We start from the raw sequence: 25,933 nt of genomic DNA on the forward strand, positions 1-25,933 counted from the left end.
TACGTCTCACCGTTGAGGGATAGGCTAGTATGCTCGGTGAAGACGTACTCCTGGACGTAGAGGACGGCATCGCGACCGTTACGCTCAACCAGCCGGATCGGATGAACGCGCTCTCGGACGGCATCAAAACCGGCATCGAGGAAGCGCTCGACGAAGTGAACGACCGAGACGACGCGCGAGTCGTCGTCTTCGAGGGCGCGGGGAAGGCGTTCTGCGCCGGCGGTGACATCAGCGGCATGGAGGCTGCCGACTACACCGACCACGAGCGCACCCGGGGTATCGTCGAGGACTGCGCGGCGATTCCGATCCGTATCTACAACCTCGAGTTGCCGACGGTAGCGAAAGTCGACGGCTACTGCGTGGGTGCCGGTGTGGGCGTCGCGATGTCCTGTGATATGGTGCTGGCGAGCGACCGCGCCCAGTTCGGGCTCGCGTTCCGCAACATCGGACTGACGCTCGACTACGCGACCTCGCTGCTCGTTACGCGGGCCGTCGGCCCGTACGTCGCGAAGGAACTGGCGCTCACCGGTGAGACGATCTCCGGCGAGGAGGCCGACGAGATCGGACTGATCAATCACGCGTATCCGGCCGACGAGTTCGAGGCCGAAGCGGGCGAGCTAATCGAGCGGATCGCTACCGGTCCGACGGTCGCGCTGCACTACTCCGTTCGCAACATCGACCGGTCGTACAACAGTTCGATCCGCGAGGTCGTCGAGCGGGAAGCCCAGTCCCAGAACCTCGCCAGTAGCACGCGGGATCATCAGGAGGGCGTCGAGGCGTTCGGCGAGGATCGCGACCCCTCGTTCGAGGGTCACTGACGGCGGTTCCGGGCGGGCTGGAGTCGATTCTCCATCCGCAGCACTCACCGCCCGTGGAATTCCGGCTCCTCACCGTCGCGTAGCGCCTCGACCGCGCGTTTGTAGTCCTCGGTTTCGAAGACGATCGTCTGTCGCGTCGCCTCGTTCGCCAGCGCGTCCTCGAGGGTCGATTCGTGGCTGGTCCGGACGAGTTCCTTGATGTGCTGGAGGGCGATCGGCGGACCGGTCGCGATCTCCGAGACGATTTCGTCGGCTCGCTCCTCGAATTCGTCGGTCGGGAAGACGTGATTGACGAGTCCGAGTTCGCGAGCGCGCTCGCCGTCGACGATCCGACCGGTCATCGTCAGTTCCATCGCGAGCCCTCGACCGACGAGGCGCGGAAGGACGTACGAGATGCCACAGTCCATGCTCAGCCCGAAGCGAACGTGGGAAAAGCCGATCCTGGTTCGCTCGCTCGCGAGCGGAATATCGCACGCGATGGCGAACCCCGCCGCGTCGCCGATCGCCGGCCCGTCGATCTTCCCGATGACGGGGAGGGGATGGGTGATGATCTCCCGGACGAGTCGGTGCTCGTGGCGCTGTATCTGTTCGACGCTGTCGTGGAGCGACCCGTCCTCGGCGTCCGACTCTCCCATCGACTCCACGTCGAACCCCGACGAGAACGTATCCCCGGCACCCTGCAGCACGACACACCGCGCATCGGTGTCACGCGCCGCCTGCAGCGCGTCGTAGATCGCGAGGTAATCGTCTCGAGAGAGGGGATTCCCCCGCTCGGGCTCGTTCATCGTGATCGTGACCACGCGATCGGCGAACTCGGTATCGATAGTATCCGTCATGATCTGTCACATCACCGAGCACACGTGTAAAATTTCCGTGCGATCCGGTGAACGGGTCGAACTCCGCGAGGCCCGCTCGAGCGAGGGCCGTTCGCTCGTCTCCGAGCGGTCGTCACCCCGTCGCGTCGAGTTGCTCGGCCGCGTCGACGAGTTCGTCGTACACCGTCGCCGCCCGCTCGTCGTCGTAGTCGGTGTGGTACTCCTTCTGCACACCTCGCTCGGCGAGGTTGACGTGACGGTCGGGCGTGACGTCGTGTTGGGCCAGACATTTCCGCGCACACTCGAGCGGACAGCCGTCGATCACGAGCGTCGGCCGGTCGTCGGTCGCGGTGGTCACGAGCGGCGGAACGTCGCCGCCGACGCCGGCGATACAGGACATCTCCGCGCGGCGCTCCCGGTCGAGCCTGACCGCGAGATCGTTGGCCATCTGGGCCGCGCTCGAGCAGCCCGAGCACGAGTACACTAGCGGGAGGTCGTCGTAGTCAGCGCTCATCAGCGGCCCGTTTCGAAGCGTCCCGAAAAGGAATTGTCCCGAACGGCGTTCGCGCGGGGAAGCTGCTGTTGCTCGTGGTCCGGATTGACGGCAAAGCGAGGCGACGGCCAGATCCTCGTCGTCAGTCACTGTCCCGCGCGGAACAGCGGTCCCGATGGATTCGTCGACGTCGTCGACGGCTTCGAACTCGGTGCGCGTGTCGAGCGCGCCGAGCATCGTCTCGGGGTCGTCGGTGACGGTTGGTAGTTAGAGGAGCCGGTTTCGGAGGTACTGATCGAGGTCGACGGTGTCGTCGAGGGTCTCGAGTCGCTCGAGACCCTGCTCCATCTCCTGGACATCACCGGCAGCGAACTCCGCTTCGCGAGCGACTCGGCCGAGACTGACGAGTAACTCTACCTTGTTGATGCCGGTATCGAGAGCCATGACCCTCGAGACGACGGTCTCGCCGGACGAGTCGTCGAGCCGGACGAACGCCGGAGGGATAGCGTCTCGGAGTAACGCCGATACCATCAGATCGGCTTCGACCGCGTCGGCCGGAATGTCGGCGAGCATCGCCATCATGAACGCAGCGTCGTCGCCGGGGTCGTCATCGACGATATTCCGGACGAAGCTGTCAGTGTCGGTGCGTCGAAGGTCCCGCTGCTCGTCGACGCGGACACGAACGAGTTCGAGGTCCTCGTTGCGGAACTCGGGTGCGATTTTCTCGCGGGGAACACAGAGGTCGGTGCCCATCTCGCCCGTCTCGAGGGCGGCGAATGGATCTGCGAGCCCACGGCGTTCGTTCGACACTGGATCGTCGCTCTCGTCGAAGGCGGCATCGTCGAGGTACGCGGCCTCGGTCGGTGGCCGCCAGCCGCCATCGAGCCACGGCGTGTCGGATTCGATCACGACGGTTTTGCCGTCCTCGAGCGACGCGGTGGACCACGGTAGTGACTCGAACATGGCCGTGACGCCGCCTAACTCGTCTAAGAGCTCCCGGGAGTACACGCCCATGCGGGGGAGTTCCTCCACAGCCTCGGCGATCGGCCGACTTTCCGGGACTGCACGTCTCCCCATCGGATTGAACAGCGGCGCGTAGTCGGCCTCGAGGGTCACGGCGAGCCGACAGAGGAGTTCGAAGATGCCGTCCATCTTCGCCCGGTAGTCTGCTTCGTCGGCCGCGTTCGGCGGATAGATGCGCTGTCCACAGCCGATACTGAGTACCGGTTCGCTCGGCGGGCGATCGGCGTCCAGATTGAACGCGAAGTCAAACCACCACCGATCGTAGTAGCCGTCGAACTCGAGATACTGATTCTCGATCCCGCTTTCGACTTGCTCGCTGTCCGCATCGATATCGAACCCCGCTTGCTCACTGCTGGCAAAGGCGTCGTCGACGACGCCGTCCAGCGATCGAGACGTGTAGAACGCCATGACTGCAGTTCCTTCGGCCATTCAAATCTTCATTCGATTTGGCGCTACAGCGGATTGGTCCTCGGTACTATTCGATCTCTTCTAACCGACGATCTAGCTTGTTTGACGCGTCGATAGCTGCTTTTCTCAACTCTGCTTCCCCGATCCCGTCGCTGGTTTTCTCGCGCAGTTCGGGATCTTCACAGTATGCATCGGCTTTCCGAAACAGATCCTGTAATATATCATATGTATTGTCTGACATCGTCATCGTTTCACCCTTGAATTCCTGTAAGTAGTTGAGGGAGAACTCGGGTGCTGATATCTCTCCCTCGAGATATCCTCGTATCATCTCCTGATATTTCGATAGAACTGGTTGCTCAGTCATCGTATCTCTTTTATAGATCTCCCGTCTCCTCGAGGTGCTGTCTCTGCTTCTTACTGAGTTTCCACCCAGAGACGAACTCTCCATCAGAGTTCAGCATGACGTTATTTCCGGTCCCGGAATTATAGATGTGTTTCACAGACCTGCCACGATACGTTCCTTCAATGATTTCTGTGTCAGGGTTCAGGATATGTTCACTGAGTGCGTCCTTGTACCGCCTCTTGTTCTGCGTGTTCCAATTACCTTCTACGCCGAAGTCGTCAGCGTGCTTGAATTTACTTTGAACTTGACTATCGGGAAGATAAACTTCACCGAGTCGGTGTGCCCTCCGCAAGCTACGCTCGTCGAGTACATCAGATTTGCCGTACTCGGTGATGAGTGTTCGTGAAAGATCACCGTCTCTCATCAGCGTCGCCGTGACATCAACGTCGTCCTCATCAGCGACTTTCTTGACATCACCGAGCAACGTCGCTGCCCGTTCGTCGGTAAGCGCGCCACTACTGGTCTTGCGCGATAGTTTGACGGCGAGCTCTCTGGCGGTATCTTCATCAACGCTATTCGTCGAAGCGAGTTCGTCGACAGCTTCGGCGAAAGACCGGCAGGGGCTCGAACAGACCTGTTTAGCTAAGAGAGAAATACCACCGTTGCCACCCTCAGCTAGTATGGTGTCAGCGACTTGTTTCCCATCAGCGTCGAGATCACCGTAACTCTCGAGCGCCTGCGAAAGATCGTTAGCGTCAACGTCGCTGTCCTGATAGGCTTTCACGAGGTGGCGCTGGGTGATCGGATTTTCGATTTCGAGAAGTCTATCCGTGGCACCCGAATCGAGACCGGCAAGGTCATCGAACGCCCGCTGTCCGTCCCCACCAGTCCGGGACAGCAACCGTCCGAGTTGTTGCTGTCTGGTTTCCGGCAGGGCATCCACATCGGCATCCATTCCGCGCTGGAGCCGCCACAATCGGAAGACCTGCCCCGCCGTCTCGCCCTGGCTCAGCAGCGGTTCCGCGGCGTCGTCGGTCGCCAGCAGCAGGCGTGCGGTCACCCGCGCTTTGGCGGCGTCGGTCGGACCATCGATCCGCGAGAGCGCCCGCAGGGCGCGACTGTCCGAGAGCCGATCGGCGATATCGCCGACGCGATCGGTGCTCTTGATCGCGTTCTTCGCACCAGTAGAGCCACCACTGACGACGAGCTTCGAGAGGAAGCCGAGCGCGTAGCCCTCGTACCAGTTCTCCTCGAAGAGCCTGTACTTCGTCGTCCCCTCTTCGTACGGGTTGTTCTGCTCTTGTTTCTGTTCGAACTGCTGGATGTAACCGTCGATCAGCCTGTCGACGACCGCGGGGTCGGCCTCGGCGACGAGCTCGAGCATGGCCCGCATACCGTCGATGAACGCGCCGGGATCCTGCAGGAGCTGTTCGGCATCCCGGAAGACGACGCCGATGCTCGCGGAGAACCCGGAGACGGTGCCGAGCTTGCGAGCGATCTCCCTGTCGGCGAGGTCCCATCCGGTCGGGAGCTCGCCGGCCATGTACCCGTAGAAATTCTCCCGCTGCACGGCGATGGTCTGCTGTCGATTGCCGTTCGCGTCGGTGGCACGCAGGTAGACGCTCGTCCCGAGCGTCACGTCGCCGATGGCCCCGGTGATGTCACCACCGAGGTCGATCGCACTCCCGACGCCGGAGACGATGGTCGACTGAACGCTACTCGTGTCGACGTTCCCCTCGGAGATTCTATCCGTGTACTCGAACTGACGGTTCAGTTCGTCATCGGAGACATCGAATCGTTTTTCGACGGATCCCTCCTTGACGAACGCGACCTCCTCGATGCCTGCCTCGTCTTCGATCGACGCGTACGCCCAGTACGTGGCGTCGAGACTCGTCTCCGGAACGCGCCAGCCGCTCGTTTCCGTGTTGACATCTAGTTTCGGCGGATGGACGTCGTACAGCGTCGGATCGTTCCGGCCGCTCGTCTCGTCACCGTCCCTGATACCGTCGCCGTCCGTATCACCGTCGTCCGGGTTCGTCGCGAGTTCGCGCTCGCGACCGTCGTCGAGGTCGTCGTAGTCTGTGTCGCTGTCCCACGGATCGGACGTCGCCTGATCGGTGTCGTAGGCGTCTTCGAAGGTTTCTTCGGTCGCCTCTCCGGTCTCGAGGACCGATTTCGTCGCTTCGCGACTCGTCGTTCGAGCGTACGTCACCGGTTCCCGAAGCTCCGTGTAGTCGTCGACGCCGTCACCGTCCGTGTGAACGCGGGTCGGGTCGCTCACCGGGTCGATATAGATCGATCCGGAGAACTCGCTGGTGTTGTAGCCGGCGCTCGAGAGCGTGTTGACGATCGCCAGGTACTGTGGATCCGGGCCCGGGGGACCGGAGCCGTCGGAGTTCCGGTCTCGTAGCTCCTCCGCAGTGATCGCCTCGCCGAGTTCGGTGCCGTCCTCGAGTCCGTCACCGTCCGTGTCAGCGCTGTACGGGTCGGTCTCGATGATCCCTGCTCTCGCGGTTACGACGCCTCGATGTTCGGCGGTGTCGGAAATCCCGTCGCCGTCGGTGTCCTGAGCGCCGATATCGTCGGCGACCCGCGAGAAGACGTTCGGCAGGTCGCTTGGGTTGTCGACGTAGGTGTAGTTGCCGCCGGTAATCTGTGCGATGTCCCGGAGTTTGTTCCCGTTCGCGCCGCCGAAGCCGATCGTGTAGATCGTCGTATTCCGTCGGGCTGCCGTCCGCGCCTCGGCGCGACCGCCGCTGCCCTGACCGTCAGTGAGCAGGATCGCGAACTGCGCACGAGAATCGTTGCTCGCTTCGGCGAAGTGCTGATTCGCTTTTCGAACGCCTGCACCGATGTTCGTTCCGCCGCTGGCGTCGAGACTCTCGATCGTGAGGTTGACCTGTCCGAAGTCGGTTGTCAGCTCCTGTGCCACGTGGGCATTGTGATCGAAATCGATGACGCCGGCGCGGTCTTCCTCGACGAGCGCACCGACGAACTCCTTGGCAGCCTGCTTGCGGAACTCCTGGGGATCGTTCCAGCCCATCGAGCCCGACGAATCGATGATCATCGTCACGTCGACGGGCTGGACCTCCGACCTGTCGGTACCGTCTTCGGGCCGTTTCGCGACGAAGTTCGACGCCCAGTTGCGCACGTCGAAGACGACGAACCGCGAGAAGTGTTCGGTCTCCCCGGTGACCGTGTTCGATTCGGCGTCGACCGTCGTGTTCAGCGGCTCGAACATCCCCAGCGACTCGTTGTACCGGAAGACGACGAGATCCGACTCGTTCGTCTCGCCGAGCCGCGAATCGTCGTACGAGAACGTGACGTTGGCCGAGTCGAACGAGCGCTCGGACTCGAGATTGACGAACGACGTGACCTGCGCCGATTCGATCGAGTCGCTCTCGAAGCGCTCCTGTGAGCCGTTCCGAATCGAAACGCCGCTGGCGATCTCACCGTTGCCCGACAGCGAGACGTTGACGCCGAGTGACTCGTTGCTCGTCTCAGTCGTATACGTGGCGTTGCCGTCCAGAACGTCGTCGCCGTCGGAGTCGGCGACCAGCGGGTCCGTGCCGAGTTCGAGTTCCTCCCCGTCGAGCAGTCCGTCGTCGTCCGTATCGGGATCGTTCGAGTTCGTGCCGACCTCGAGTTCGCGGTCGTCGTCGAGGTCGTCGCGGTCCTCGTCTGCCAGGGTCGGCGTCGTGCCGGCCTCGTACTCCTCGAGCGTGGTCAGACTATCGTTGTCGATGTCCCACGCGTCGTCAGTAACGCCGTCGTCGTTCGTGTCGGCCTTCGTCTGGTCGAGTTTCGAATACGTAATCTCGTAGCGGTCGGGAAGCCGGTCGCCGTCGGTATCGCCGTTGAACGGGTCGGTCCCGAACAGGCCTTCGTGGTAGGTCGTGACCGTGTCGCCGTCGAAGTCCTCGAGGCCGTCGATCGTCTCGTTATCGCTCTCGTCGACGGCGGTCCTCGAGGAATCGCTGTCGTGGTCTAACGGATCCGTCCCAGCCGTCTCGAGTTCGTAGGTGTCCGGGAGCGCGTCACCGTCCAGTAGCAGTTCGTCGGTGATCGGCGAGATGTCGCCGTCCGAGTGCCGCCCCTTCGCGTGTTTCGGCGGCCCGCGGCGGTACTTTCCGTTCGTGCTATCCGCGAGTGTCGCCCGAATGCGCTGGTCTCGATCCTCGAAGCTGACGTTCGCGACGAAGGTGACGTTCGACGCTGGCACGGTGCTGGTGCTCGGCTGGACTTCGATAGTAGAACCACCCTCGACCGTCACTGTCACGTTCCCGAGTTCGTCCGGCCGAACGGCCTCGATCGCACCGCCGATGGTCCGATTCGTGGCTTCCGAGCCGTTCCGAACGGGGTCGTTCCGGGTTGTGATCCGCACTCGAGGCGTCGTCTGGCGCTCGAGTTTGTCCAGCGCCTGCTGGCTCTGGCGCCAGGCGGTCATGAACTGCCGGATCGCCCGTGCACGGTCTCGCGCCGTGCGTTCGACGTTGCTGCCCCCGTCGTCCTCGAGGGCTCGCTCCCCGCGGTCGTACGCGCGTTCGGCGTTGCGAATGTGGCTCTCGATCGCGTTCCGATGACCCGGATTGTCGATATCGTCCTCGAAGCGCTTGAGGGCGCGCCGCGTGTCTGTGATCGAAACGTTGGCCGTCCGCGCGTTAGCCTTGGCGAGCAGCCACGTCGACTCGTTGACGGCCGCCGGATCGGCGTCCGCGAGGGGTGCCATGCGTGAGACGGCCGCGGCGTCGCCTTCGAACACCATGTGACTCTCGACGCGGTCCGTGTCGAGATAGAGGTCCAGCGTCTCGTTGAGTCGCTCCCCGACCCGCTTTTTCAGTCGTTCGTCGCGTTTGTCGGCAGGTTGAATCGCTGCGAACTCGGCAACGGCCGCGTACTTCAACTCGAGTGCGGCTGGATCTTGCTCGCCCGCAGCAAAGAGCTGATACGCGCCGTTCAGGTCGTCATCGCCGACGGCCGTCCCTGCTGTGTTCCCTCCCCGTGCAGCCAGGGCTGGCCCGATTGCCCCGGTAATCAATAAAATGGAGAACGCCACTCCCAGTATCTTTTGTACCCGTTGGTTCATATAGCCAGTCTATAGTAGTAATATAATAAAGTAACGGACAATCCAATACGTTGCCAGGCCGTTGGTGTAACTACTTCGAGAACGGAACCACGAGGCCGTCTGCAAGGGATTACCTTGCCCCTTCGACGGTCGAGGTAGTCTCACCGGAGTACACGCCTGACAGCGAGTCGGCGACTGAGCGTCTTCCCGCCTCGAGAGAGCAACATCTTCGACCCGCTACTATTAGGTGGACCCAATTAGACGAGACCGACAATGGCGTCGCTCTCGCTACGCGATCACGTTCGTCCGACTACCGGCGACTACCCGGACGGAATCTATCGCGTCGTCGGTACCGGCGACGAGTCCACCACGTTGCTTCGGGTCGGAGACGCCGACGGACGGCGGGTTGCGACCGGCGAAATCGTAACGCTCGCCGACGACGACCTCGAGGCGTTCGAGCCGGCCGACGATCCCGACGGTAATCGGCCGCTCGGTGCCACCGTCGTGTCGACCGTCAAAACGGGGTACTGGTCGCTCCGGGCCTTCGGACAGCAACTGGCTGCACGACCGCTTCCCGCGGCCGTCGCGGCAGCGCTCGTTCTGGTCGGGTTCGCCGGCGAGGGCGCCCTCCCGGTCCCGGAGGTGGTCCTGACCGTGTCGGTGCTCGCCGGCAGTCTCGGACTCGCGTTCGTCGGGAGCGGCCGCCTGTAGCGGCTCCCCAACTGTCGGTCACGACTTGAGCGAGTCGCTCACCGAGTTCCATCGAACGACCGAGAAGCGAGTCGCAGTCTGAGAGCGCTACTGTTCGCCGAACAGTTCGTCGACCGCCTCTCGCGCGGCGAGCGCGGCGTCGTCGGCGACCTGTTCGGGATCGGCCTCGTCCTCGGGCGCGTTGAGGTAGACGTCGACCTCGAGAACGCCGTCCTCGAAGGTGACGGTCACGTCACAATCGCGAACCTCGGACTGTTTGTACCGCGAGAAGATAAGCCCCTCAGCGGCGTCGGAGGCCGTCTGAACGACGGTCTCGTCAGACGGCTCGTCGGTCGGCATTTACGCGCCGCCAGCGCCCGGGCCGCCGGGGCCGGCCGGACCGCCCATGCCGCCGCCACCGCCGAGCAGGTCTTCGAGTTCCTCCTGGAGGCTCTCGAACTGGTCCTGGACTCGCTCTTCCTGTTTCTCGAGGGTCTCGAGGCGAATCTCGAGCGTGTCGACCTTGTCCTCGAGGTCCTCCTCGGCCTGTTCGTACTCGGTCTCGACGAGGAGTTCGCCGACGTTGCGGTACATCGTGGTGTCCTCGTCGACGTTCTCGAGTTCCTCGAGGGCGCTTTCGGCCTCGGTCAGGCTCGACTCGGCTTCCTGTTTCTGGACGGCGACTTCTTGTGCCGTCTCCTGGAGGTCCTGCAACTGCTCGATTTTCTCCTGTGCTTCCGGCGGCAGGTTTCCTTGCATATCTCGACCGTCGCCCTCCGGACTGATAAAGACCAGCTTTGTCGTCCGGACGGGCGTTCGTTCGGACCCGACGGCTCGCCCCGTGTCTCAGCCTGCACCCTGCCGCTACTCCGTCCCGCCCCCGTCAGTCGCGACCGCGTCGGATCCGGTCGTCGGCGTCGCGGCGCTGTCAGTTCGGATCACCAGATAGCCGCCGCCGAGGAACAGCGCTCCCCAGAGGAGAAAGACGGCGTCCCACAGGACGATCGGGCCGGGGCCGGCGGGCCAGACGTGGTGCAGACCGAGCAGCTGGTGGTCGACGAGCCCCTCGACGACGTTGAACAGGCCCCACCCCATGAGCACCGCGCCGAGTAACGTTCGGCCCGATTTCGGGACCGGGTGGAACCGCCACGCTCGCGAGAGCAACACGATGCCGATGATGGTGAAAGTGTACGTCGCGAGGTGAAAGATCCCGTCGGCCATCACGTTGAGTTCGAGATCGGTCGCGATACTGGTATCCGGATAGGACGAGAGCATGTGGTGGATCTGCAGGATCTGGTGGAAGACGATCCCGTCGAAGAAACCGCCGATCCCCAGCCCGAGCGCGAGGCCGGCCAGTACGAGCGGTTTGGCGTCCCGGCGGAGTCCGAGCCAGGTCTCGGTTTCGGCTGCCATACGAGCGGTTCGGACGCTGCGCCGAAGACGACATCGCCTGCCGGTACAGGCCGGTGGCTTCGACGGTCCGTTACGGTGGTCGGACTCGAGCCGGCAGCCTATCACCGAGTCTCGAGAACTCGTTCTCCCGCGTCGGCGGTCCGCTCGGCGACGTCGACCAGCGAAAACCAGGTGTTCAGCGCCGCACGCAGGGCGACGGCGTCGGCGGCGTCGATCTCGAGGACGAGCCGTTCCTCGTCGCGACGGAGGGTCGTCTGCGAGCGGTCGTCGTCGATCTCGCCGATCTCGCGGGCGACGCTCGCGGCGACGAGACGGGCACGCGACGCGCTCTCGTAGTCGAGTTCGAGGGTCGCGTCGTGAGAAGACACGCGTTACTGAACGTCGACTTCCTTGACGTCGCGGCTGCGTTCTTTCAGGAGCACGCGGTGACCGCAGTAGGGACAGCGGACGCCGCCGTACTCGTCGAGCTGGACGTCGCGTTTACAGCGAGAGCATTTGTAACTCATACTGGGCTGAAGGGGGCGTTATTCGTCGTCCTCTGCGAGGGCAGCACGGATGGAGCGCTGGACGGTGCGGCCGGCGGGGGTCTCCGGGCGGTAAGCGCCGCCGGTGAAGACCTCCCCGGTCTCCTCGTTCTTCCAGATGCCGGTGCCGACGCGGGTAACGTCGTCGCCGTCGACTTCGGCGTTCTGCATGTCGTCTTCGATCTCGCTGACGCGACGTCGTGCGACGCGGCCGTAGCGGGCACCGAAGCGGCCAGCGCTACCGACCTGTCCTTTCTTGGCCATAGTAGTGCTCTCTATCGCCAGCGGATTCTTAAACCTGTTGAGTCGCCGCGGGTTACGGTGAGGGCCCGACGAGTACGATCGAGTTGGTAGTCACCGGTCAGGAACCGCCGAACCGTTCGGCGGCGGGCCACGCAAGTAGTTCTCCGAAGACGAGACAGAGTGCGGCGGCGTATCCAACTGGTGCGAGCGGTGCGGCGAGCAGTCCCGTGGCGACGCCCGTAGCCGCGATGAGCGTTCGGGCCGCGAGGCCGCTTACCGCCAGCAGCGGGATCAGGGTCAGGACGGCGTCCGGTCGCTCGAGCATGGCTAATTATATCTAATTACAGCCATCCCGTTAAGGCTCGGACAACCGGAAGCACATGTCACTTCCATCGGTCCGGCACAATACTTGCCTCGAGAATCTCCCGGCCGGGAACCCGACACTGGGGGGTCGGACCCGTCGGTTACTGGAATTCCGCGTCCGAGAGCACGTCGTTCAAATCGGCGCGGATCCGTTCTCCCATCTCCCGGTCGCGTGCAGTCGTCACGACGCGGTTCTCCTGGACGCTCGAACCGTCACGGATGAGCATCCGAACGTTGCCGCCGTCGTCCGCGCGGGTCACCTTGGCTCGCAGTCCGGACTGCGATCCCTTGCCGCCGGCGTCGATGGGGCCCGGAATCACCTTCTTGACGTGCGGGTGGTCGGCGACGGTGTGAATAGCTTCCATCCCCGTTCGACCGCCGATGAGCGTCGTGTGGCTGCCGCCGATCTTCTCGGCCGGCGGCGTCTCGACGACGTCGAGCGCGCGGTTTCCGCGGCGCTCGAGGACTGCCTGCACGGGATCGTCGTCGTCGACGCGATAGAACGGGTGATGGATGTCCTCGCGGACGGCGCGGATGACCGCTCGCGTCCCGCCGGCGTAGACCTCCTCGGGTCGCTTCCGGCGGATCTCGTCGCCGATCAGCCCTGCGAAGTTCCGGAGTTCGATCGGCTCGTTCTCCCCGTCTTCGGGGGTCGTCGTGATCGTCGTCTCGCCGAGGACCCCCTCCTCGGCGTCGGTTTCGGACGACGCGCTGGCGGACTGCCCAGCGCCGTCAACTCCCTCGTCGTCGCCCGCTAGCATCGTGATGGTCGCCCTGTCGCGCGCCGCCTCGAGGACGATCGCCTCGGTGTTTGCCTCCCGACAGACCAGACAGAAGTCGCCGGGCTTCTCGAGGGGCGATGCGCAGTGGCGACACTCCATAGCGGCCGTTGACGGGTCAGCGGTAAAACAGGCGTGTTTTCCGGCCGGTGCGGCAGGAGTCGCGAGGGAGCGCCGCCACCCGCCGGGCGGTCCCACGCCGCGTTCGACTCACTAGCTGCCGCTGACGAGCCGTTCGTCGCTCCCGGCGTTCCCGTCCGAATCGACGGCGGTCGCGACGATTCGATACGCGGCGAGTCGCTCGCTGCTCCGGGCGCGCAGTGCCGCAGTTGCGGCGTCGCTGCCGCCGCTGATCGTGGCGGTCGCGGTATCGATGACCGTATCGGTATCGTGGTTCCGGAGTTCGAACTCGAGGCGCTCGAGATCACCGCCGCTGTCGCGCGCCTCGGTGCTTACTGTGTACCGATCCTGGCTCCCGCCGGTGTTGCTGGTCACGTCGGTAATCGTCGCGGTCGGTTCAGTCGTTCCCGAACTCGAGCCGCCGTCGCCGAGGTCCATCACGCGAACGTCGAACGTGACCGTCTGTCGGGCGTTCTCGCCGAAACGGAGCGTCACATCGACATCCTGCGTGCGATCGACGTCGTCGGGTGCGTCGTAGACGAACGTCGCGCGGCCGTCGGCGTCGGTGATCGGCTCGACGGCGCGGACGGTCCCGTCGCCGCCCACGCTCCCGGTCACCGCGACGCCGCTGACCGGGTTGTCGAATCGATCGCGGGCCTCGACGACGAGTCGCTGTCGGCCCGCTTCAGGGACGGCCGTCGCGTCGCCGTCTACGTCGGTGAGATACGCCGCGTTCGACGCCTCAGTCCCGCTGCCGACGGCGACGGCACCCAGCCGGAGTTCGTAGGTCGCTCCCCGCTCGAGCGTGATCGTCAGTCGTCCGCACGGGTCGGGCGACTCCCGCTGACAGTCGAACTCCCTCACGTACCGGTCGTCGTCAGGGTCGCCGGCCGGATCCAGTTCGTCCGCGAGGAGGTCGCCCCACTCGTCTTCAGTGAGTCGGGTCGGCACCGTCAGCGTGACCGGGTCGCCGTCATCGCGGACTGCTACCGTTCGGACGGGGGCGCTGGCCGGTTCGACGTCGATCGAGATCTCGTCCGTCCGCGAGACCGAGCGGTTGCCCTCGAGCGCGACCAGCCCGATCCGTCGGCCGTCGACGAGGTCCTGATCGCCCTCGACGCGCGTCGTCTCGGCGAAGCGGTGGTACGCGACCCACGGTTCGAGCACCGTCCGCGGCGCACTCGCGTACTCGTTGTAGTCGGGCACGTACTCGAGCGAGCGCGTCTCGACCGTCCGCGGACTCCCGTTCCAGTAGTCGCCGGTCTCGCCGGTCGCACGGGCGTTGGCGATTCCGACCGCAGCGGGTTCGGTCGTCCGGACAGTACCGCTGACCGGCGGCGGATTGACGAAGAACAGCCGCGGCGGATAGCGCAGTCCCGCCTCGAGCGAGACGGCTTCCCCGGTTCCGGTCGCGGCTACTCGTTCGATCGTCCCGTCGACGCCGACCACGTCGGACTGGACGCGATCGTTGTGCTGGAACTCGAGCCCCTCGTTCAGCGCGGGGATCGCGGTCAGCTGGAGGGTCGCGAGCAGTGCGAGCACGAGTCCGAACATGAGAATCGCGCCGATCACGGGCGAGACGGCGCGGTCAGCGGATCGGCGGTCGACGATGTCGAGGGTGGACGTTCCGATCATAATTACACCAGCAGAAAGAACGCGACGACGGTGAGGGCGACGAGGCCGAGTCCATACTTGAGGCCGCTGAGGACGTCGTTGTCGGCCAGCTTACCGGCGATCAGGCCGCTCCCGAGCCCCTGGATCAGCGCCGAGTGGAGGAACAAAACCTCGTAAGTCCCGACGGGGATCGCACCGAGGGCGACCGGGCTCTCTGCTCCCGTCGACTCGGACCCCGCCGCCAACTCGGCGATCGGCGCGAGGTAGCTCGCGCTGATCATGACGATGACCAGCAGATAGACGAGGAAGCCGACGACGACGATGGCGACGTACGAGCCGATTTCGCGTCGCCGCGCTCGAGCGAGTTTCGCTTGCGCCCGGGTGTTTTCGGCCGCGATCTCGAGCAGTCCGTGGAGGTCGCCGCTCGAGCGACTGCCCTCCGCGACGAGCGTCATCGTCCGGGTCAGTTGCGGGACGTGGAGCCGGTCGGCGAAGGCGAGCAGCGCGCCGGTCAGGTCGTGGTTCCAGGCCACGTCGTTGCGGACCCGCCGGAGTTCGTCGGCGAGCGTGCCGCTGGTCCAGCGTGTGACCAGTTCGAAGGCGTCGACGACGTCGACGCCCATCTGGTTCGCGCTGGCGAGGATGCGCAACACGTCCGGAAAGCGCTCGGTGATGGCCCGAGTCCGCCGGCGCTCGCGCTCGTGGAGGATCATCAGCGGCCCGGTTGCCGTCACCAGCGGCGCGACGACGAGGCCGACGGTCGCCCGGAGCGGCGCGTCTATGAACCCCGCGACGCTCGGTTCGACGAATCCGGTCCAGATCCCGATGCCGGCGACGGCCACGCCGGCGGGGGCCGTCAGTCCCAGCGATAACACGGGACGGCGGCGGATCGCCCGGAACGGATCGGCGAGGAACGCCCGGAGGCCGGTTTCCCGTTTCGACTGCTGATAGGCCGCGAAGCGTGGATCGCCGGCGACCGCTTCGGTCTCGACCGTTCGCTCGATCTCGGTCGCGAGAGTGGCCGTCGGTTCCTCGAACGGCCGCGACAGGAGATCGACGACGAGCAGGAAGCCGACCATCGCGAGCGGGAAGACGACGTAGACGAGGGCGGCGATCAGGTCGACCGTCTCCGCCCCGAGGAAGCTCACGACCATCAGCACGACGATGACAAACAGCGGGGCCGCGACGAACGCGACGACGAACGTCTCGCTCAGGACCCCCAGCGTCTCGATGAACGACGCCTGTTCCTCGAGCGCGTCGTCGAGCGACGACTCGGCTTCCTCCTCCAGAAACGTCTCGAGGTCGCCGCCGGACTCGAGGACGCCGAGTAGGTCGTCGAGGAACCGCCGAAGGTCGTCGCTCGGCGTGAGCGTCCGGACGTTGTCCAGCGCCTGCAACAGGTCGTTGCCGAACAGGTCGATCTCGCGGACGACGAGATCGAACTCGTTCGCGACCTCGCCGTAGACCCGCTCGCTGTCCCCGAGCCGACGGCACACCTCGATGACGTTCATGCCGCCGCTGGACAGCGCGTACATGAACGTGATCGCGTACGGCAGGTTGAGTGCGATGCTGCGCCGACGAGCGGCCACGACGCTGCGCGGATAGTAGTGGTTCCGAATCGCCCAGGCGCTCCCTGCTGCAGCGATCGAACAGCACAGCGACGCCGCGATCGCAGCCGCGACGAGCGAGCCGCTCAGCACGTGATTCGGACCGGTTCCGAAGAACCGGGTCACCGGCTCGAGGACGCCGACCGTCCGCCCGAAAACGGCCAGTACGAGGATCGCGATGCCACCCGTGATGCCCGCAACGAGCGCGGCCAGCCCCGCTATCTCGACGCTCTCCGTCAGGTACTCGTCGTACGTATCGCCGATCCGGGCCTGCTGGAGCCGGCGCTGGAGGCCGCGATACCGTTCCGAACGCGTTTTGAAGAACGCGCGAACGCGCCCGTAGACCTCGCGGAGCTCGAGCTGTTCGATCTCGCCGAGGTCGCGTTCGGCCGCGAGCGGCTGGCTGAGTGCCTCTTCCGGCTCGGGTTCGTCCGCTGGCCCGTCCGTCTCGACGAACGCAGCGCCTCCGGTCCCCTCGAGCGCGCTATCGGATTCGCCGTCGAACGCGTCGTCGATCACCGCTGCCGCCGTCGCCTCGTCGAGCGCCGGTTCGCGAAAGGCCGGCTCCGACGCGTCGGGGTGGGTACTGCTGCCGGCCACGTTGCCGACAGTCTCCCCGGTCGAGTCGCGCCCGGAACCGTCGTCGCTCGGCTCTCGTTCGGTCACGGCTCAGTCGTCCGCCTCCGTCACCGCGATGGCTGCGGGATCCAGGTCGCCGGCGCGGACCTCCGCTAAGATATAGTCGGGATCGCGGATGAACCCCTGGATGACGCGGGCAACGCGCTCGTACTCGGTGATTTCGCGTTCGAACAGGTATCCGAGGACCTCCTCGCGGCGCTCGAGTTCTCGCTCGATGCGGCCGGGCGTCCAACCGCGTTCGTCGGCGATCTCGCCGAGGACGCGCGAGCCGGCGACCTGCTCGAACCCGTCCTCGCGGGGATCGTACTCGAAGACCTCGTGGCGGTCGATCTCCTCGCCCGTGTCGTCGCCGGCGAGCTCGACGAGCCGCCGGTTCCGTCGGACGCGCCGGCCGTCCTGAGTGGTCTGTTGCTGGATGGAGACGATGTCGAGGTTGCCGATCATCTGCGTGGGGACGTTCAGCGGCTCGTTTCGCAGCCGGCTCAACAGCCCACGAACGGAGTCGGCGTGGAACGTCGTGTACGCCGTGTGACCGGTCGCGATCGACTGGAAGAAGGTGAGCGCGACGTCGCTCTCCGTCCGAATCTCGCCGACGACGAGGTACTCCGGACGCTGGCGGAGGGCGGCCTGCAGGAGGTCGAACATCCCGACTTCGCCGCGTCCGCCCGCGGTGACGCCCTCGCGAGTGACGCTCTGAATCCAGTTGTCGTGGGGGAGCGTGATCTCTGGGGTGTCCTCGATCGAGACGACCTTGCTCTCCGGCGGCACGAACATCGAGACCGCGTTGAGACTCGTCGTCTTCCCCGAGCCGGTGCCGCCCGCGAACATGAGCGAGGCGTTGTTCTCGACGGCCAGCCAGAGGTACGCCATCTGCTCGAGGCTAAACGTGCCCCAGTTGACGAGGTCGACCGGCGTGAAGGGGACCTCGGCGAACTTGCGGACGGTGAAGTTCGCGCCGCGGGTCGTCACCTCGCCGCCGAGGGTGAGCTGGACGCGCGAGCCGTCGGGCAGGGCAGCGTCGATCAGCGGGTCGGCGACCGAGAGGTGCTTGCCGGCGCGCTGGGCGAGCCGGACGACGTAGGCGTTCAGCCGCTCGTCGCCGAACGCGAGGTTCGTCCGCAGGTCGCGGTAGCCGTGGTGGTAGACGAAGACGGGTTGGCCCGCGCCGTCGCACGAGATGTCCTCGACGGCCCGGTCGCGCATGATGGGATCGATCTTCCCGTAGCTGACGAAGTCCCGCCGGAGGTAGTAGATGAGCTGGTGTAGCGAGCCGTCGCCGACGGTTGCCGCGTGTTCTCGCATGACACGCGGCACCTCCTCGTCGAACGCCACACCCCGATCGATCTCGCCGTCGAACTCCTTGTACAGCAGATCGCTCCGGAGCGACCGAATGAGGTCTTCGCGGACGTACTCCTCGAACTCGTCTAGGTCGGGTTCGACGACGTGGTACCGGTTCGTGTTGGTCGCCTCGTCGTACAGGACCGTCACGTACGCGTACGGCCGGTTCACCCAGTAGCGGTCGACTTCCGCGTAGTCGTCGAGATAGCCGAAATCGAAGAACTCCTCCTCGATGAACGCGTCGGACGGTCGCCCGGGAAACGCATCGTCGGGTCGCTCGTCGAAAAACGCTTTCACGTCCGCGAGGACGGCGTCTCTGACCGCTCGCTTCGACTGCGGATCGGACGGCGCGGTGGCCGACGTCGACTCGGCTTCCGTCTCCGCGTCACCGGTTCCGAACGTCACGTCGTCTCCCGTCGCCCCATCGTTCCGAGAGACGACGGCGTCGACATCGCGCTCGGTCCCGGACGCCGGCCCGACGCTGCTCGGCGGACTCGAGGGAACCCCCTCCCGATCGTCGTCGCGTCCCGTCGGCTGATTATCGTCCGCCATCGATTGATTGGCTGCCCCTTGCGAGTCGACCACCTAAACCGTACTGGCTACGATACTGAAAGCGGATCGTGACCGATCGGATTCACAGTATGTCGTCGAAGATGTTCCGTACCGGTTCCGTGTCCACGACCTCGTAGGGCACCCGGAGCGGCGAGACCGATACCTGCTCCTCGAGCACGGCGTGGCGGTCGGTATCCTCGGGGTCGGGGATGTCCCGGTTGGCCATCTGCTGCCAGAGCCGGTTGGTCAGCTGGAAGCGGCCGTTCTCGAAGGTCGCGTCCATCTCGTAGATCCGAGTGGGCCGTGTGATCGCGAAGCCGTTGGGCTCGCGGTCCGGTCGCGGCACGTTGACGTTCAGGTAGTCCACGCGATCGAACAGGCCGGTTCCGGGCGCGCCGTCGACCAGGGCGGCGGCGATCTCGCCCGCGTGCTCGAAGTCCGCCGGCTCGAGGTCGCGCTCGTAGCCGAGCGTGTCCATCGAGACCGCGATCGACGGTGTCTCGAGGAAGGCAGCTTCCATAGCGGCGCTGACGGTTCCCGAGCGGGAAAAGACGTAGGCCCCGAGATTCGCCCCGGAGTTACAGCCGGAGACGACGATGTCGGGGGCCGGCTCGAGAGCCTTGACGCCGACGATGGCACAGTCACAGGGGGTGCCGTTGACGGCGTAGCCGAGTTCGTGGTCGGTGTGCGGGACCGGGGAGGTGAAGGCGTCCGATTCCAGGTCGATCTCGTGGTCGTCACTCTCCTCGCTCGTCCGGCCGTAGGACAGCGACCGGCCGACCGCGCTCTGATTCCGATCGGGCGCGACGACGGTGACCGTGCCGACCGACGAGAGCGCGTCGTACAGCGCGCGGATGCCGGGTGCGTCGATCCCGTCGTCGTTCGTCAGGAGAATGTGGGGGTCCGAATCCAGTTCCATTGCCTGTCCGCTGGATGGCGGGCGAGCTACGTATCAGTTCGGTTCCCGGAGGCGGGCTCGGACTCGGTCGCGAATTTCGCCCCACAGGCCGGGCAGTACCGCGATCCCTCGGTGGCCACCGCCTCGCACACGGGACAGGTCACTCCGCCGTCGGGTTCGGCGACGGTCTCGAGGTCCTCTCCGCAGGACGGACAGTAGTCCGCGGCCGTCGGAACGTCCGCGCCACAGGCCGGGCAGCGGCCTCCGTCCTCCCAGAGGACACGGCGTTGCGAGTTCGCGACGTAGTTGTACGCGGCCCAGACGAGGTTGCCGACCCCGAGCGAGAACCAGACCGTCAGGATCGCGACCAGAACGTGGCTGCCGACGGAGCCGAACTCCCGGTCGACCACGACGATGCGGTCGGGCGTCTCCTCTTCGATTCGCCAGCCGTCTGCCACGAGGTCGTCGACCTCCCGTTGCAGTCGCGTGCTTCGCATAGGGTTCGTAGGACGCGAGCGGGCAAAAGCCTGTCAGCAGAACGATGCGGGAGCCATGACAGTCCAGTTTACGTACCTCGAGTACCTCTAGAGGATATGATCGGATTCGATCACTGGATACGAACCGTCTCGCTGATCGCACAGACCGACCCCGGCGTCAACGTCGACGTCGGGACGACGAACGGACTGTTCGGGGGCGCGATCAGCGCCTTCCTGACTACGCTGGTCGTCGGCGCGATCATGGTCGCCATCTTCCCCGCGTACACGGAGCGGCTGATGGGCGAGGTGCTCGAGGACCCGGTCAACTCGTTCGTATACGGCCTCTTCTCGCTCGTCGCGCTCATCGTGTTGACCATCGCTCTGGTCATTACCATCATCGGGATCGCAGTGGCGATTCCGCTGATTCTCGTCGCGTCGCTCGTCTGGGCGATCGGCGCGGCGATCGCCTACCTCGCGATCGCCGAGCGACTCGTCGGGCGTGGCGACGGCTGGCTGAAGCCGCTGCTGGTCGCGTCGGCCATCAACGGCGTCCTCGCGCTGACCGGCGTCGGCTGGATACTCTCGGTCTGCATCGGCGCCGCCGGTTTCGGCGCGATGTTACGGAAGTACCTCGAGTAGGCTCGATTTCGGTCAAGAGAGGCGAACCGCGGCTCGATCGATCAGCGGACTCCTCGAGATGTCCACCGGCCAATGAATCCTCACCTGCACGAGAGGGGAGCCGACGCAATCCGGACCGTTACCACGGGAGATACCGCCGGAGACGGGCCACCAATGATCGCTCGTGACGGACGCGAAGCGTCGTTCCCTCGGCGTCGAACGCCGCTTCCGTCGCGGGGATCCGTTCGCTATCGGGCAGGTGGAAGTACTGTTCGCCGGACGGGACCGTCCCGCCGCTGCTCGCGCCGAACAGCGTTTTCGATCGGCCCGTCGGCTCCGGAACGGGCTCGCTGTACTCGATTTCGTACACCGTCTGCCCGTCCTCGGTCGTCTTCCGCCAGTCGACGATCTCGCGGTCGCCGTCAGCGCCGATCATGCTCGAGAGTCCGACCGCGTGGATGGCGTCCGAATCGCACTGTTCATGTCGCTCTCGACTACTCGTGACGACGACCTAAAATCACCGACGAAGGGTTGGAGAGCGAGCGGCCGCCGCGAGTCGCTCGTCCCCGGTGTCACCCGAGATCGACCGGATCGACCTTCAGATACTCCCGCAGAACGACCGTCGCGTAGGACCCCTTCGGCAGCGCGAACGCGAGCGTCAGCGGTTCGGTCTCGAGCGCGAGATCGGTCCGGACGAGCATCGCACGGCGCGTCCCGGTCGAGTGGAACTCCCCTGGAAGGTCGAAATCCGCGGGATCGAGGCCGAGTTCGTCCAGCACCGCACGCTCGATCTCGCCCTGCTCGCCGTCGGCCAGTTCCGTCTCGGTACCGACCAGCGGCGCGGTGACGAACGCGCGGCCGCGCTCGCAGTGGCGGGTCACCGAGTCGACCCGGCGCTCGTCGACGCGCTGGAGCCGGTCGGTGTCGGGCAACTCGAGGCCGTCGGGCGCGTCAGTGTCGGAAAAGCAGACCACGTCGCCCGCGACGGGGCGATCGAACGGCAGTCCGCGCTCGAGACGCTCGGAGAGCATTAGGTTGAACGCGTACGACTGGGCCGCGTGGACGAACAGCCGCTGGAGGTTCGACGGGACCCGCTCGAGGGCCGCCCGGAACGTCTCGGGACCCGGCTCGCCGTCGTGCTCTGCGAGCGCGTGGATCATCGAGCGCTCGTAGCGCAGGCGGTTGGGAACGCGCTCGAGGGCCTCCTGCCAGTCTCGCGTCTCTTCGACGAAGGCCCGGGCCTCCTGCGTGCCCTCCGGCTCCGCGCCCGTCGGATTCCCCAGGTAGGCCATCACCGCGCCCTCCCAGTCGCCGCGAGCGATCGCGAGGCCGACCTCGTGGGTGACCGGGCGGCGGCTGCCGAAGCGCTGCTGGCCGAAGAAGTTGGGGACGCCGATCGAGGTCCCGTCGTCGCCGTCCGCGTCACCGGCTGACCCGCCGCGGTCGCCGCTTTCGAGCCCCCCGAACGCGGCCAGTTCGTCGGTGATCGCCGCCGCGTTTGCCGGCCGTTCGGGCTCGCTCACGACGAGTTCGAACGCGTTGCCCGCGAGGTCGCCGAATTCGAGATTGCGTCCTGCGCGTCCGAGCACCTCGAGCTCCGCGCCGTCGACCTCGGGCAGGTCCTCGGGGTCGGCCCCGTAGACCGAAAACAGCTGGGTCGTCACGGCGTACTTGTCCTTCGTGCCGGCCCAGTTGACCCGCTCTCGGGAGATTCCGAGGGCGTCGGAGAGCCGCGAGGCGAAGTCGTTGGTGTCCCACCCGCGCAGGGTCGCCCGGAAGACGAGATGCGGGTAAGCGTCCGTCGCGGCATCGACCGGCTCGGTGTCGAAGCGCTCGAGTTCGCGCACCCGGAAGTGCTCGTCGTCCTCGCGCAGGCGGCCGCCGACGCCGTCGGTGTCGCTGACGTAGTGGTCCATGCCGACGGCCTGCTCGGTGGGGTGGGCTGGGCGCATGCTGTTGGCGGGGCTTGGCGTGCGGGGCCTAAATCGGTTCGTTCTCGAGAACGCGTCGCGGCGGTCAGGCGGGCAGGATCAGTCCGTCTGCGGGATCGACCGCGCTCCCAGTGCGAACGCGACGAGGGCCACCGCGGTGAGGATCAGCAAGTTCGCGATTTCCGGATCGAGTCCCGCGACTGCGGTCGTCTCAGCCCCCGAATACGTGGCGGCCCGCACGCCCCGTGCGAAGTAGGTCAGCGGCGAGAGGTTCACCAGCGGGCCGAACCAGCCGGGCAGCTGCTCGAGCGAGATGAACGTCTCCGAGAGGAAGAGCAGCGGGAGGCCGATCGCGTTGCTGGCGGCGACCGCGCCGTCCTGGGAGTCGGTGTAGCTGCCGAGCATCGCGCCGACGCCGCAGAAACAGACGACGCCGATCAGCACGTACGGCACCAGCAACACCGAAAAGGCGATCTCCGCTCCCGTGAGAACGATCACCAGCCCGAGGATGAGCAGGCTCGCCAGGCCGATGATCGCGGCGTTGACCGCGGTCTGGGCGAGTAACCACTCCGCGCGGGAGAGCGGCGTCGTCGCGAGTTTCTCGAAGCGGCTCCCCTCGCGGTGGCGCGCGACCTCGCTGCCCATCCGCGAGAGCGGTGTGAAGAGGACGACGACGGCGAGGTAGCCCGGTACGTAGTAGGCCGGCGGCTGCGTGAACAGCCCTCCTCCCGTCGGGTCCGTCCGGACCAGCGCCCCGAAGATGACGATCAGGATCACCGGGAAGAAGAAGGTGAAGAAGACCGCCGTCCGCCGCCGGACGAACGACCGCCAGCCGGCGCTGGTCTCCGCCCGCACGCGCCCCATCCGGCTCATGCGGTCTCACCCGCCTGTGCGAGTTCGTCCCCGTCCCCGTCTCCGCCGGCGACGCCCTCGAGTCGGTCCGTCCGCTCGCGTTCCGTCGCGTCGGCCAGCGAGAGGTAGACGTCCTCGAGGTCGGGCTCGGCCCACGAGAGTTCGGTGTACGCGATGTCCCGGTCCTCGAGGTAGTCGACCACCGTCCCGATCGCGGCGGGCTCGATCTCGCGGACGACGACGGCGCTTTCCGGGCTCCGGCCCCGGCCGCGCTCGGGGCGTTCGACCGGATACGTGAGATCGGCGAACGCGTCCGGATCGGCGCTCGTTTCGATCGTGAGTCGGCTCGAGCCGCCGTGCTCGCGGACGAGTTCGTCGGGGGAGCCCTGCGCGACGATCGTTCCGCCGGCGAGCAGACCGACGCGATCGGCGAGCCGCTCCGCCTCCGCCATGTCGTGGGTCGTCAGAACGACGGTCGTCCCGCCGTTCGCAAGGTCCTCGATCAGCCGCCAGACGGTGCGCCGACCGGCGGGGTCGATGCCGGTCGTCGGCTCGTCCAGAAAGAGTAGATCGGGGTCGTTGACGAGCGCGGAGCCGACGCAGACGCGCCGCTGCTGGCCGCCCGAGAGGTCCTCGTACCAGGTGTCGCCGGCGTCGACGAGACCGACGTCGGCGAGGACGGCCTCGGAATCACGCGCGTCGTCGTAGAGGCCGGCGTAGTACGCCAGCAGCTCGCGGGCGCTGAGGCGGCTCGGCGGCGAGAACTCTTGCGGGAGGACGCCCAGCCGGCCGCGATCGACCGCCGTCGGCGACTCGCCGAGGATCCGCGCACGGCCGGCGTCGGGCTCGGACGTCCCCGTCAGCGCGCGGACGAGCGTCGTCTTTCCGGCCCCGTTCGGACCGATCAGCGCGAAGACCTCGCCGCGGGCGACCGACAGCGAGGCCCCCGTCAGTGCGGCGGTCTCGCCGTAGGTCTTCTCGAGGTCCGTCGCTTCGACTACGGCTTCCATACGGGCCGGTTCCGGCGCATTGTGGGTAAGGCGTTCGATTCTCGCGGCCGGACAACGCCTCGTTCTCACGGTTTTATCGTCTGCTCGCTGTTCGTGGCATCGGTCGAACGGTCTGCAAAACGGTTAGTCTCGCACTGCTCGTATCGTGATTCTCACTAGCGTCGCGTGCTCACGGCTTCGCCTGCTCACGGTTCTACCGTTCGCACCGCGGTTCTCACTCGCTTCGCTCGTTCCGAACCGCGCACCTTCCGAACCGTGCACGTTCCGAACCGCGTTGCCCTCGCAGGTACAACCGTTACCTGCCGGTTCGTGATAGCGAGCCGGGAATGACGCAACTCGGTTATACCCTCTCGAGCGAGGAGTTCGGTCCCCAGGAACTGGTCGAAATCGCCCGCAGCGCCGAGGCGGCCGGCTTCGACTTCCTCTCGATCTCGGATCACTTCCACCCGTGGGTGGCCGCGCAGGGCGAGTCGCCGTTCGTCTGGTCGACGCTGGGCGCGATCGCGAACGAGACCGACGAGATCGAGGTCGGCGTCGGCGTCACCTGCCCGACGACGCGGATCCATCCGGTCAACGTCGCCCACGCGGTCGCCACCGTCGACGAACTGTTCGGCGACCGGTTCACGTTCGGCGTCGGGACCGGTGAGAACCTGAACGAGCATGTCACCGGCGAGCGCTGGCCCGAGCACGACGTTCGCCTCGAGAAGCTCGAAGAGGCGATGGACGTGATGCGCTCCCTCTGGACCGGCGAGACGACGAGCCACCGCGGCGAGCACTACACGGTCGAGAACGCGAAACTGTTCACCGTCCCCGACGACCAGCCGACGACGATCGCCAGCGCGTTCGGCCCGCAGACGGCCCGCTGGACAGCCGAACACGCGGACGGTCTCTGGTGTTCCGGCCCGAAATCGGAGCCGGTGGAGGCCTACGAGGACGCCGGCGGCGAGGGGCCGAAGTACACCCAGCTGCACGGCTGTTACGCCGACAGCGAGGAGGAGGCGGTCGAGACGATCTACGAGCAGTGGCCCAACGGCTCGATTCCGGGCGAACTCGGTCAGGAACTGCCGACGCCGGCCCACTTCGAGCAGGCCGCTCAGATGGTCGAAAAGGAGGACATCGCCGAGAGCGGAACGACCACCGAGCCCGACGCGCAGGCACACATCGACAGCATCGAGGAGGCGATCGACGCCGGCTACGACCACGTCTACGTCCACCAGATCGGGCCCGAACAGGAGAAGGCCATCGAGTTCCACGCCGAGGAAGTCCTCCCATCGTTCAGCTAGTCGGCCACGATCCCGTCG

27 protein-coding genes are annotated in these 25,933 nt (G+C 65.8%); 5 read left to right on the top strand and 22 right to left on the bottom strand.

Translation table 11 applies throughout. The features are described from left to right. Nucleotides 1-29: 29 nt before the first annotated feature. Nucleotides 30-818 (top strand): enoyl-CoA hydratase-related protein, encoded by a 789-nt coding sequence (locus NDO75_RS05565; RefSeq protein ID WP_310905104.1) that lies wholly within the window; start codon nt 30-32, stop codon nt 816-818. 44 nt (nt 819-862) lie between these two features. On the opposite strand, the gene NDO75_RS05570 is transcribed toward NDO75_RS05565, so the two are convergent. Both NDO75_RS05570 and NDO75_RS05575 read right to left on the bottom strand, forming a co-directional pair. Beyond that, nucleotides 863-1,654, bottom strand: coding sequence for an enoyl-CoA hydratase-related protein (locus NDO75_RS05570; RefSeq protein WP_310905105.1), 792 nt, complete (start codon nt 1,652-1,654; stop codon nt 863-865). Between the two features lie 112 nt (nt 1,655-1,766). After that, a complete protein-coding gene (locus tag NDO75_RS05575) occupies nt 1,767-2,147 on the bottom strand; it encodes a putative zinc-binding protein (protein WP_310905106.1) in 381 nt (126 codons plus the stop codon). Nucleotides 2,148-2,231: 84 nt separating this feature from the next. Between NDO75_RS05575 and NDO75_RS05580 the strand changes: the two genes are divergently transcribed. Then, a complete protein-coding gene (locus tag NDO75_RS05580; protein ID WP_310905107.1) occupies nt 2,232-2,393 on the top strand; it encodes a hypothetical protein in 162 nt (53 codons plus the stop codon). On the opposite strand, the gene NDO75_RS05585 is transcribed toward NDO75_RS05580, so the two are convergent. The 3 genes from NDO75_RS05585 to NDO75_RS05595 are packed head-to-tail and all read right to left on the bottom strand — an operon-like array spanning nt 2,394 to nt 8,986. Beyond that, the gene (locus tag NDO75_RS05585; RefSeq protein ID WP_310905109.1) at nt 2,394-3,578 is read right to left on the bottom strand and encodes a hypothetical protein; all 1,185 of its coding nucleotides are present in this window, start codon (nt 3,576-3,578) and stop codon (nt 2,394-2,396) included. It abuts the gene before it with no gap. Between the two features lie 46 nt (nt 3,579-3,624). Then, entirely contained in the window at nt 3,625-3,921 is a 297-nt protein-coding gene (locus tag NDO75_RS05590; protein WP_310905110.1) for a colicin immunity domain-containing protein, read from the bottom strand. Nucleotides 3,922-3,931: 10 nt separating this feature from the next. Continuing rightward, a complete protein-coding gene (locus NDO75_RS05595; RefSeq protein WP_310905111.1) occupies nt 3,932-8,986 on the bottom strand; it encodes a colicin D domain-containing protein in 5,055 nt (1,684 codons plus the stop codon). A 252-nt stretch (nt 8,987-9,238) separates the two neighbouring features. On the opposite strand from NDO75_RS05595, the gene NDO75_RS05600 reads away from it, so the two are divergent. Then, nucleotides 9,239-9,676 (top strand): hypothetical protein, encoded by a 438-nt coding sequence (locus NDO75_RS05600; protein WP_310905113.1) that lies wholly within the window; start codon nt 9,239-9,241, stop codon nt 9,674-9,676. Between the two features lie 87 nt (nt 9,677-9,763). Here the strand turns inward: NDO75_RS05600 and NDO75_RS05605 are convergent, their stop codons facing one another. The 13 genes from NDO75_RS05605 to NDO75_RS05665 all read right to left on the bottom strand — a co-directional run bounded on the left by NDO75_RS05605 (nt 9,764) and on the right by NDO75_RS05665 (nt 20,242). After that, nucleotides 9,764-10,015, bottom strand: coding sequence for a DUF3194 domain-containing protein (locus NDO75_RS05605; RefSeq protein ID WP_310905115.1), 252 nt, complete (start codon nt 10,013-10,015; stop codon nt 9,764-9,766). Further along, complete coding sequence (locus tag NDO75_RS05610) at nt 10,016-10,414, bottom strand: prefoldin subunit beta (RefSeq protein WP_310905116.1); 399 nt, start codon at nt 10,412-10,414, stop codon at nt 10,016-10,018. Between the two features lie 105 nt (nt 10,415-10,519). Next, the gene (locus NDO75_RS05615) at nt 10,520-11,068 is read right to left on the bottom strand and encodes a DUF2243 domain-containing protein (protein ID WP_310905117.1); all 549 of its coding nucleotides are present in this window, start codon (nt 11,066-11,068) and stop codon (nt 10,520-10,522) included. A 101-nt stretch (nt 11,069-11,169) separates the two neighbouring features. Continuing rightward, complete coding sequence (locus tag NDO75_RS05620; protein WP_310905118.1) at nt 11,170-11,436, bottom strand: KEOPS complex subunit Pcc1; 267 nt, start codon at nt 11,434-11,436, stop codon at nt 11,170-11,172. Nucleotides 11,437-11,439: 3 nt separating this feature from the next. Next, nucleotides 11,440-11,574 (bottom strand): DNA-directed RNA polymerase subunit P, encoded by a 135-nt coding sequence (locus tag NDO75_RS05625; RefSeq protein ID WP_006181151.1) that lies wholly within the window; start codon nt 11,572-11,574, stop codon nt 11,440-11,442. A gap of 18 nt (nt 11,575-11,592) precedes the next feature. Then, on the bottom strand, nt 11,593-11,856 hold the full coding sequence (locus NDO75_RS05630) for a hypothetical protein (RefSeq protein ID WP_008009665.1): 264 nt from the start codon (nt 11,854-11,856) through the stop codon (nt 11,593-11,595). Between the two features lie 97 nt (nt 11,857-11,953). Further along, complete coding sequence (locus tag NDO75_RS05635; RefSeq protein ID WP_310905119.1) at nt 11,954-12,160, bottom strand: hypothetical protein; 207 nt, start codon at nt 12,158-12,160, stop codon at nt 11,954-11,956. Nucleotides 12,161-12,299: 139 nt separating this feature from the next. After that, complete coding sequence (locus tag NDO75_RS05640) at nt 12,300-13,079, bottom strand: DUF2103 domain-containing protein (protein WP_310905120.1); 780 nt, start codon at nt 13,077-13,079, stop codon at nt 12,300-12,302. A 111-nt stretch (nt 13,080-13,190) separates the two neighbouring features. Then, the gene (locus tag NDO75_RS05645) at nt 13,191-14,732 is read right to left on the bottom strand and encodes an Ig-like domain-containing protein (protein ID WP_310905121.1); all 1,542 of its coding nucleotides are present in this window, start codon (nt 14,730-14,732) and stop codon (nt 13,191-13,193) included. Nucleotides 14,733-14,734: 2 nt separating this feature from the next. Then, on the bottom strand, nt 14,735-16,984 hold the full coding sequence (locus NDO75_RS05650) for a type II secretion system F family protein (protein ID WP_310905123.1): 2,250 nt from the start codon (nt 16,982-16,984) through the stop codon (nt 14,735-14,737). A gap of 3 nt (nt 16,985-16,987) precedes the next feature. Beyond that, the gene (locus NDO75_RS05655; protein WP_345784889.1) at nt 16,988-18,847 is read right to left on the bottom strand and encodes a type II/IV secretion system ATPase subunit; all 1,860 of its coding nucleotides are present in this window, start codon (nt 18,845-18,847) and stop codon (nt 16,988-16,990) included. Between the two features lie 82 nt (nt 18,848-18,929). Then, the gene (gene surE / locus NDO75_RS05660) at nt 18,930-19,766 is read right to left on the bottom strand and encodes a 5'/3'-nucleotidase SurE (RefSeq protein WP_310905126.1); all 837 of its coding nucleotides are present in this window, start codon (nt 19,764-19,766) and stop codon (nt 18,930-18,932) included. A gap of 26 nt (nt 19,767-19,792) precedes the next feature. Then, entirely contained in the window at nt 19,793-20,242 is a 450-nt protein-coding gene (locus NDO75_RS05665; RefSeq protein WP_310905127.1) for a zinc ribbon domain-containing protein, read from the bottom strand. Nucleotides 20,243-20,338: 96 nt separating this feature from the next. On the opposite strand from NDO75_RS05665, the gene NDO75_RS05670 reads away from it, so the two are divergent. After that, a complete protein-coding gene (locus NDO75_RS05670; protein WP_310905128.1) occupies nt 20,339-20,860 on the top strand; it encodes a hypothetical protein in 522 nt (173 codons plus the stop codon). 118 nt (nt 20,861-20,978) lie between these two features. Here the strand turns inward: NDO75_RS05670 and NDO75_RS05675 are convergent, their stop codons facing one another. The 4 genes from NDO75_RS05675 to NDO75_RS05690 all read right to left on the bottom strand — a co-directional run bounded on the left by NDO75_RS05675 (nt 20,979) and on the right by NDO75_RS05690 (nt 24,632). Then, nucleotides 20,979-21,275 (bottom strand): hypothetical protein, encoded by a 297-nt coding sequence (locus tag NDO75_RS05675; protein ID WP_310905129.1) that lies wholly within the window; start codon nt 21,273-21,275, stop codon nt 20,979-20,981. 136 nt (nt 21,276-21,411) lie between these two features. After that, nucleotides 21,412-22,791, bottom strand: a complete 1,380-nt coding sequence (truD, locus tag NDO75_RS05680; RefSeq protein ID WP_310905130.1) for a tRNA pseudouridine(13) synthase TruD — start codon at nt 22,789-22,791, stop codon at nt 21,412-21,414. Nucleotides 22,792-22,869: 78 nt separating this feature from the next. Next, nucleotides 22,870-23,643, bottom strand: a complete 774-nt coding sequence (locus tag NDO75_RS05685) for an ABC transporter permease (protein ID WP_310905131.1) — start codon at nt 23,641-23,643, stop codon at nt 22,870-22,872. Next, nucleotides 23,640-24,632, bottom strand: a complete 993-nt coding sequence (locus NDO75_RS05690; RefSeq protein WP_310905132.1) for an ABC transporter ATP-binding protein — start codon at nt 24,630-24,632, stop codon at nt 23,640-23,642. Before NDO75_RS05690 ends, NDO75_RS05685 begins: the two co-directional genes overlap by 4 nt. A gap of 326 nt (nt 24,633-24,958) precedes the next feature. On the opposite strand from NDO75_RS05690, the gene NDO75_RS05695 reads away from it, so the two are divergent. Next, nucleotides 24,959-25,915 (top strand): TIGR03557 family F420-dependent LLM class oxidoreductase, encoded by a 957-nt coding sequence (locus NDO75_RS05695; RefSeq protein ID WP_310905133.1) that lies wholly within the window; start codon nt 24,959-24,961, stop codon nt 25,913-25,915. Nucleotides 25,916-25,933 lie beyond the last annotated feature (18 nt).

The organism is Natrinema sp. 1APR25-10V2, from assembly GCF_031626495.1.
In the GTDB taxonomy this organism is placed as follows: Archaea; Halobacteriota; Halobacteria; order Halobacteriales; family Natrialbaceae; genus Natrinema.